Annotated in this window: 7 protein-coding genes; 5 read left to right on the forward strand and 2 right to left on the reverse strand. The window is 60.1% G+C overall.

What is annotated here, in order from left to right:
- Positions 1-142 precede the first annotated feature (142 nt).
- The 5 genes from RR842_RS10180 (at position 143) to RR842_RS10200 (ending at position 5,581) form a co-directional block, all read left to right on the forward strand.
- Complete coding sequence (locus RR842_RS10180; RefSeq protein WP_332554003.1) at positions 143-1,792, forward strand: ABC transporter substrate-binding protein; 1,650 nt, start codon at positions 143-145, stop codon at positions 1,790-1,792.
- A 112-nt stretch (positions 1,793-1,904) separates the two neighbouring features.
- Positions 1,905-2,888, forward strand: a complete 984-nt coding sequence (locus RR842_RS10185; protein WP_332514239.1) for an ABC transporter permease — start codon at positions 1,905-1,907, stop codon at positions 2,886-2,888.
- Complete coding sequence (locus RR842_RS10190) at positions 2,881-3,909, forward strand: ABC transporter permease (RefSeq protein WP_332722660.1); 1,029 nt, start codon at positions 2,881-2,883, stop codon at positions 3,907-3,909. The genes RR842_RS10185 and RR842_RS10190 overlap by 8 nt, the downstream gene beginning before the upstream one ends.
- 9 nt (positions 3,910-3,918) lie before the next feature.
- Complete coding sequence (locus tag RR842_RS10195; RefSeq protein WP_332514242.1) at positions 3,919-4,956, forward strand: ATP-binding cassette domain-containing protein; 1,038 nt, start codon at positions 3,919-3,921, stop codon at positions 4,954-4,956.
- Entirely contained in the window at positions 4,949-5,581 is a 633-nt protein-coding gene (locus RR842_RS10200; RefSeq protein ID WP_332514244.1) for an ATP-binding cassette domain-containing protein, read from the forward strand. The genes RR842_RS10195 and RR842_RS10200 overlap by 8 nt, the downstream gene beginning before the upstream one ends.
- A 157-nt stretch (positions 5,582-5,738) precedes the next feature.
- Here the strand turns inward: RR842_RS10200 and RR842_RS10205 are convergent, their stop codons facing one another.
- Together RR842_RS10205 and RR842_RS10210 are read right to left on the reverse strand one after the other, a co-directional pair.
- A complete protein-coding gene (locus RR842_RS10205) occupies positions 5,739-6,974 on the reverse strand; it encodes an ATP-binding protein (RefSeq protein ID WP_332729671.1) in 1,236 nt (411 codons plus the stop codon).
- A 413-nt stretch (positions 6,975-7,387) separates the two neighbouring features.
- On the reverse strand, positions 7,388-7,843 hold a 456-nt coding region (locus RR842_RS10210; protein WP_332565757.1), incomplete at its 5' end, for an FAD-binding protein.

Here is a 7,843-nt window from a genome sequence, read left to right on the forward strand (position 1 = left end):
GCCATTCGCCGAGAGGGTTACGAATTTAAAGAAAGTAACACCATTGCGCAGGCTCCTGTGCTAAAGTGTGTTACGCAATTTAAAAGCGTAACACCGCACCGAGCTCGACGAGGTGTGGTCGGACACAGGAGGAGCAACGGGCATGGGTACTTTGACGCGACGCGATTTTGCGAAACTGACGGGTGCGACGGCGGCAACGCTGTCGTTGGGCGGACTTTTGGCGGGCTGCGCAAACGGCGAGGAGAAGCAGGCTTCCGACGGCAAGGCGACGGGCGGACAGGCGGAAACGCCCTCCCAGGTTGTCGTGTCCATGACGGCGGGCTCCGAGCCGGCCGGCGGCTTCGACCCGATGGTATCGTGGGGTTGCGGCGAGCATGTGCACGAGCCGCTCATCCAGTCTACGCTCATCACGACCACGACCGAGCTTGAATTCGCAAACGACCTCGCTACGTCTTACGAGTGCTCCGAAGACGGCATGGCCTGGACGTTTTCCCTCCGCAATGATGCCAAGTTCAGCGACGGCACGCCGCTTACGGCACGCGACGTGGCCTTCACCATCAACGGCATCCTGAACTCCGAGGCATCCGAGTGCGATATGTCCATGGTTAAAGAAGCGGTGGCCAAAGACGACGCTACCGTGGTGGTGAGTATGACCAAGCCGTTCAATGCGCTGCTGTACACGCTTGCCGTGGTAGGTATCGTTCCCGAGCATGCCTACGACGACAAGTATGGCGACAGCCCCATCGGCTCAGGCCGCTACCTGCTGGAGCAGTGGGATAAAGGACAGCAGGTCATCCTCAAGGCCAATCCCGATTATTACGGCGAGGCACCGAAGATCGAGCGCGTCGTCGTGGTGTTCATGGGCGAGGACGCCTCTCTTGCGGCGGCGCAGTCCGGCCAGGTTGACGTGGCCTACACCTCTGCGACGTTCGCCGATAAACAGCCGGGAGGCTACGATCTGTTGAACTGTAAGTCCGTCGATTCGCGTGGCATTTCGCTGCCGACGGTCCCCGCAGGAGGCACAAAGACCGACGAAAAGGGCGAAGCGGCTGCCGGCAATAATGTCACGTGCGACCTTGCCGTGCGGCGCGCTATTAACTACGGCGTCGACCGCGAAGAAATGATCAAGAACGTGATGAACGGCTACGGCACGATCGCCTACAGCGTGGGCGACGGCATGCCCTGGTCCTCGCCCGACATGAAGTGCACCACCGATGTGGAGAAGGCCAAGAAACTGCTCGACGAGGGCGGCTGGGCGGCAGGTGCGGACGGCATCCGCGAAAAGAACGGTACGCGCGCCGCCTTCAATCTGTACTACTCTGCGGGCGATACCGTGCGCCAGGGCATTGCCGAAGACTTCTCCAACCAGATGAAGACTCTCGGCATCGAGGTAACCATCAAGGGTGCCAGCTGGGACGACCTGTATCCGCATCAGTTCACCGACCCGGTCGTGTGGGGTTGGGGCACGAATGCTCCCACCGAGATATACAACCTGTTCTACTCCAAGGGCACGGGCAACTACGCAAGCTACGAGAGCGCGACAACCGATGCGTACCTGGACGAGGCGCTGGCCCAGCCGAAGGTCGAGGATTCGTTTGCGCTGTGGCAGAAGGCGCAGTGGGATGGCACGTCCGGCATCGCGCCGCAGGGTGACGCACCCTGGGTGTGGTTCGCGAACATCGACCATTTGTATTTCGCCAAGGAGAGCCTGAAGGTTGCCGAGCAGAAGCCGCATCCGCATGGCCACGGCTGGTCGCTCGTGAATAACGTCGACCAGTGGGCTTGGGTGTAGGGTTTTTGTTATCGATGCGGCTTGGCGGGCGGGTTTGGGGCGTTGCGTGAGGCGGGGATTCTGCTACAGTTATTCGGCCATGCTGAATCGGGTGTGAAGCGTAGGGAAACGTGTGGGTAACTTTATTGTTCGGAACATAGTCAAGTTCGTTTTGCTCATGGTTGCCGTGAGTTTGGTGACGTTCGTGCTGGTGAGCATGTCCCCTGTCGATCCGGTTCAGGCGAACGTGGGGCAGACGGCCTATATCAACATGAGCGAGGCGAAGCGGGCGCAGTTGGCCGAATACTGGGGCGCGAACACACCTTTGTGGGAGCGCTATGCGAACTGGTTCGGTGGCTTGCTGCACGGGGACCTAGGCATGTCGCTGCGCTACAATGCGCCGGTGATCGACGTCATTGCCACGCGGGCGGTGAATTCGCTGGCGCTCATGGCCACGGCCTGGGTGGCGAGCGGGGTGCTGGGTTTCGGGCTGGGCATCTTGGCGGGAGCGAATCGCGGCAAGCTGGTGGACCGTATCGTGAAGGGCTACTGCTTCCTTTTGGCATCCGTGCCCACGTTTTGGCTGGGCTTGCTGTTCCTCATCGTATTCTCGGTTGGCTTAAGGTGGTTTCCGTTCGGGTTCTCGGTGCCCATCGGGGTGGCAGCTTCCGAGGTGACCTTCGTTGATGCGCTGCATCATCTGGCGCTGCCGGCGTTGACCCTGTCGGTGGTGGGCGTGGCGAACATCGCACTGCACACGCGCGAGAAGACCGTCGACGTGCTGGAAAGCGATTACGTGCGCTTCGCACGCACGCGGGGGCTCTCCACCTGGGGCGCGTTGCGCCGTCACGGGCTGCGCAATCTCGCACTGCCGGCGCTCACGTTGCAGTTTGCGGCCATCTCCGAGATATTCGGCGGGTCGGTGCTGGTGGAGCAGGTGTTCTCGTACCCGGGGCTGGGGCAGGCGGCGGTGACGGCCGGCCTTGGCGGCGACGTGGCACTGCTTGCGGGCATCGCCTTGTTCTCGGCGGCGTTCGTATTCGGCGGCAACCTGATAGCCAACGTGCTGTACGGCGTGGTTGATCCTCGCATGCGCAAGGGGGTGGATCATGCTTGAAAGTCGTAAGGAGACCTGCGAGACCGCAGCTGGGGCCGACAGCGTCCAGTCGCTCAAACAGTCCTCGCCGCTTCGCGGGTTTGCGGCGCCGCGAAGCAAAGCTGAGCACGTCCCCGAAGGGGAAACTCGCTTGGTGGACGCCGTCGGCCCCGGCTGCTCTAAGGTTGCTGAGCTTCCGCTGCTGCATGCTCCCCGGGCTGCTCGGATGGGGAATAGGAAGTTGACGCTGGTGGCGTTTGTGGTGGCGCTTGGTGCGCTTGCTGCGGTGGTGGTGGCGGGCGTAGTGGCAACGGGCGGGGCCACGGCTACCGACTTCGCTGCAAAGAATCTAGCTCCCAGCCTGGCACATCCGTTCGGCACGGATTGGATGGGGCGCGACATGCTGTTGCGCACGCTCTCGGGGCTGTCTACGAGCGTGCTCGTGGGTCTTTTGGCAGCGGGCGTGTCGTCGGTCATCGCGCTGGTGCTGGGTGCGGCTGCGGCGCTGGGTGGCAAGAAGGTCGACGCGGCGGTTACGTGGCTCATCGACCTCATGATGGGTGTTCCGCATATCGTGCTGCTCATCCTCATCTCGTTCGCCTTGGGGAAGGGGTTTTGGGGCGTGACTATCGGCGTGGCGGTGACGCATTGGCCGAGCCTTGCTCGCGTCGTACGCGCCGAGATACTGCAATGCAAGCAGTCCACGTTCGTGGCGGCAGCGCGCAAGTTGGGCAAGAGCCCGGTGAGCATTGCGCTCACGCATATGGTGCCCTATGTGTTGCCCCAGTTCATCGTAGGAGTGATCCTGTTGTTCCCGCATGCCATCCTGCATGAGGCTGCCGTCACGTTCCTTGGCTTCGGCTTGCCGCCGGAGCAGCCTGCCATCGGCGTGATACTCAGCGAATCGATGGCGTATTTATCCGCCGGTATGTGGTGGCTTGCGGTGTTCCCCGGCCTCGCCCTGATAGCCACGGTGCTCTTGTTCGACGTGGCAGGCTCCAACCTGCGCAAGCTCGTCGACCCGCACAGCTCGCAGGAATAGGGGGCTGAAATGGGCGAAAGATTGAGGCGCGAGGAAACGACCGAGGGGCGCGTGGAGGAACTCGATGCCTTAGAGGCGGCCTTGTTTGGCGAAGGTGATGCGGCGGCCGCTGCGCGTCATGAGGCAACGCTGCATGAAGACGCGCAGGTACACCACCATCACAAGCACGCGCCGGTGTCGCATCACGCGCACGGCCACCATCTGCTGCAGGTGGAAGACCTGAGCGTGACCTTCCGCATGTACGACGAGGATGCCCCTTTCTTCCGCGCGAAGCAGCGCGAGGTGGAGGTGCTGCACGGTTTGAGCATCTCGGTGCATGCGGGCGAGATCGTGGCTGTGGTGGGCGCATCGGGGTCGGGCAAGACGCTTCTGGCCGATGCCGTCATGGGGCTGTTCGAGCCGAACGCCACCGTGCGCGGGCGCATCTGGTTCGACGGCGAGCTCCAAGACGCTGCCTCGCTTGCGCGCGTGCGCGGCAACGGCGTGTCGCTCGTGCCGCAGAGCGTGAACCATTTGGACCCGCTCATGAAGGTGGGCCGTCAGGTGGAGGGCTTCGCACGGGACGGTGCTACCCGCGCGCGCCGTCGCAAACGGCGTCAGGAGCTGTTCGCGCGCTACGGCTTGTCGGAGGACGCGGCGAGCCTCTATCCCTTCGAGCTGTCGGGCGGCATGGCACGCCGGGTGCTTTTATGCTGCGCGCTCATGGACGACCCGCGTGTCATCGTGGCCGACGAGCCCACGCCGGGGCTCGACCTCGACCTGGCGTTGTCGGCCCTGGCGGATTTTCGCGACTTCGCCGATGCAGGTGGCGGTGTGCTGCTCATCACGCACGACATCGAGCTGGCCCTGCGCGTGGCCGATCGCGTGGCGGTGTTCAAAGACGGTACCGTGGTGGAGGAAACGGCCGTAGCCAACTTCGCCTCACCCGACCTGTTGGACGATCCGTTCTCGCGAGCGCTTTGGCATGCGTTGCCGGAGCATGACTTTCAACCGGCGGATCCACGGGGAGGCGGCGGCGCGGATAAGAAGGGGGACACACATGCTTGAGGCTCGGGGCATTTCCTTCGGGTACGGAAGCGGTCGGCCACTGTATGAGGGCTTCGACTTGGTGGTAGACTCCCACGAGCGGGTGGCCCTCAGCGCCCCTTCGGGGTTCGGCAAGACGACGCTATGCCGACTGCTTGCCGGCTACGAGCAGCCGCATGCGGGAAGCATTCTCGTGGACGGACGTCCGTTGCCGAAGCGCGGCGCGTGCCCCGTGCAGATGATCTGGCAGCATCCCGAGGGTGCCGTCGATCCGCGCCTGCGTATGGAGCAGACGCTCGCCGAGGCGGGGGGTGCACCGGATGAGCTGCTCGATGCGCTAGGTATCCAAGACCGCTGGCTTTCCCGTTATCCCCACGAGCTCTCGGGCGGCGAATTGCAGCGCTTCTGCATTGCGCGCGCCTTTGCCGTGCAGCCCCGCTACCTCATAGCCGACGAGGTGTCCACCATGCTCGATGCCGTGACCCAGGCCCAGATCTGGCGCTTCCTCGTATCCGAGACCGAGGCGCGCGGCATGGGCCTCGTGTTCGTGTCCCATTCCCCCGCACTCACCGAGCGCGTTGCCACGCGTATGGTGAGTCTAGCCAACAATGATCTGGCTGAAGAGCGATCCGGAGTCGTGCGTTAATGGAGTGGCTTTTCGACTTATCAAAAGCGCCGTAAAATCCTTTTCAGCATCACTAGTCTCCTTTGCACGACGCGCAGAACTTTTAACCCATAATATTGCACGATGCGCAGAACTTCAGGCAACGAAAATTGCACGACGCGCAGTTTTCGGGTGCGTGTCAGAGATCGAGACTGTCCGGGTTCAACAGGAATTCTTTCAGGCCGATGGTTACCACGCCGTTCTCGTCGCGGCTGAGTTTGACGTTGCTGCCGACTACGATGATCTTTTTGAATGAGTCTCCGACTGCCAGCAGAGGCCTTTCCTCTTGTGCTCGTTTTTCAGCATCAGGCAGGGCGAAGGCAGATTGAAGGTAATAGCGCCGACTTCCCTGGTTTGCTACGAAGTCGATCTCAACGCGTTTTCGCTGCCCGCCTTTGGTTATATCCACTATGCCAACGTCTACCTGGAACCCGCGGACAATAAGTTCATTGAATAGGATATTTTCCAGAATATGAGTTTCTTCTTGCTGTCGGAAATTCAGGCAGGCATTGCGTAGGCCGATATCCTCGAAATAATACTTCAGTGGAGTGCTAATGTGCTTGCGCCCCTTGACGTCATAGCGCTTGGAAGGGGTGATAATGAACGCCTCTTCGAGGTAGCCGAGGTACTTTTTGATAGTCGGGGCCGATATATCGACCTTTTTCACGGTTTTAGAGGTATTTTCCAGCTTCTGGGGGTTGGTGAGGGATCCTATCGCCGATGCTACTATGTCGACAAGATCGGATAGTTCGCCGTCGTTTCTCACCTTGTTGCGCTCGATAATGTCGCGCAGATAGGTTTCGGTGAACATCCTTTGCAGGTATGCAGCTTTGTCGTTGTCGGCCTTAAGCAACGCGACATAGGGCAGGCCGCCGTAGGTTGCGTAGTTATTCCAGTCGTCGTCCCAGTTTTCGTTGATTGCGGCATGGTATTCGGCGAAGCTGAGTGGATGTACGCGAACCTCGTCGCCCCGTCCTCGGAATTCGGTGATGATGTCGGTAGAGAGGAATTTTGAGTTGCTACCGGTAACGTAGGTATCCAAATTCTCGATGTGTAAAAATCCGTTCAGCACGTCTTCGAACTCGGGCATCATCTGTACCTCGTCGAGCAAAACATAGTGCTGGTCTTCTCCGATACGGGATCTGACGAACTCGTCACAGGCATCGGGATTTCGAAGCGCCTTGTTCTGGCGGTCGTCAAGTTGGATTTGAATGATCCGGTCTTCCGGCACTCCACTGCTTAGCAAATGCTGTTTGAAAAGGGTGAAGAGTAAATAGGATTTCCCGCACCGGCGGATGCCGGTGACTATCTTGACCAGTCCATTGTGTTTCCGATCGATCAGCTTCTGCAGATAGCCGCTCCGCGCTATGACCATCTTCGCCTCCATTTTAGAAAACTGTCATGAAGGTATATTTTCTAAAATAAGATTACGAGTCTCGTTGATCTGGTTGATGGCGGCCGAGTCACTCTGCTTTGCCATAGTATGGCTTTCGATCGGCGGGCTCGCAGTGGCGACCCGACGGTGTCTGGTCGTTTAAGCAGTCCATCGACAAGAGAAATGATGGCGGATGGGCTGGTGCCGGCAATGTGATAAGGTGCAGTTGAGAAGTCAGCAAAGAAAGGTTTTGAAGCGCAAGGGTGAGGCCATTCCCGTTTCCGCACAGTAGGTGAGGCGGGGATCCAGCAACTTTCCGTAAAGGCACCCATCCGCAGATTTTCCTTTGAATGGGTGCCTTTGTGTGGGCTTTAGTCGTTTGTGCGCTTAGGCGTGTGGGTGACTAAACGCGATTATTCAGCGATGAGAGAGCGGGCGGCAATGCGGCCAAACGACGTGCATTCCGCGACGTTACCTGCGCCATTGTATTTGTGTCCCCAAACCGATCCGAATTCGCCTGCGGAATACAGGCCCTTGATGGGCACTCCGTCGGGGTCGAGTATTTCCGCTTTGGGGGAGCGCACGGGTCCTCCGTCGGTGTTGAGCAGGGCGGGAGCGCATCGCATCGCGTAGAAAGGCGGCTCCAAGATTTTTTGCATCGTGTCTGCGGGGCGGAAAAACGCGACATCCTCGCCGTTGTCACAAAAGCCGTTCCACGTTTCCACGGTTTTCTGTAGTTCGTCAACAGGGACATCAATCTGGGCTGCGAGGTCTTGCAGCGTTGCGGCCGTGTAGGCCCATCCGTCCGCGACGGGATCGGTGGAAATGTCAGCGGGGAAGGCTCCGTCGACAAGACCCTTCGCATCGAA

The sequence above is a fragment of the Gordonibacter sp. genome, from assembly GCF_036667095.1.
In the GTDB taxonomy this organism is placed as follows: Bacteria; Actinomycetota; Coriobacteriia; order Coriobacteriales; family Eggerthellaceae; genus Gordonibacter.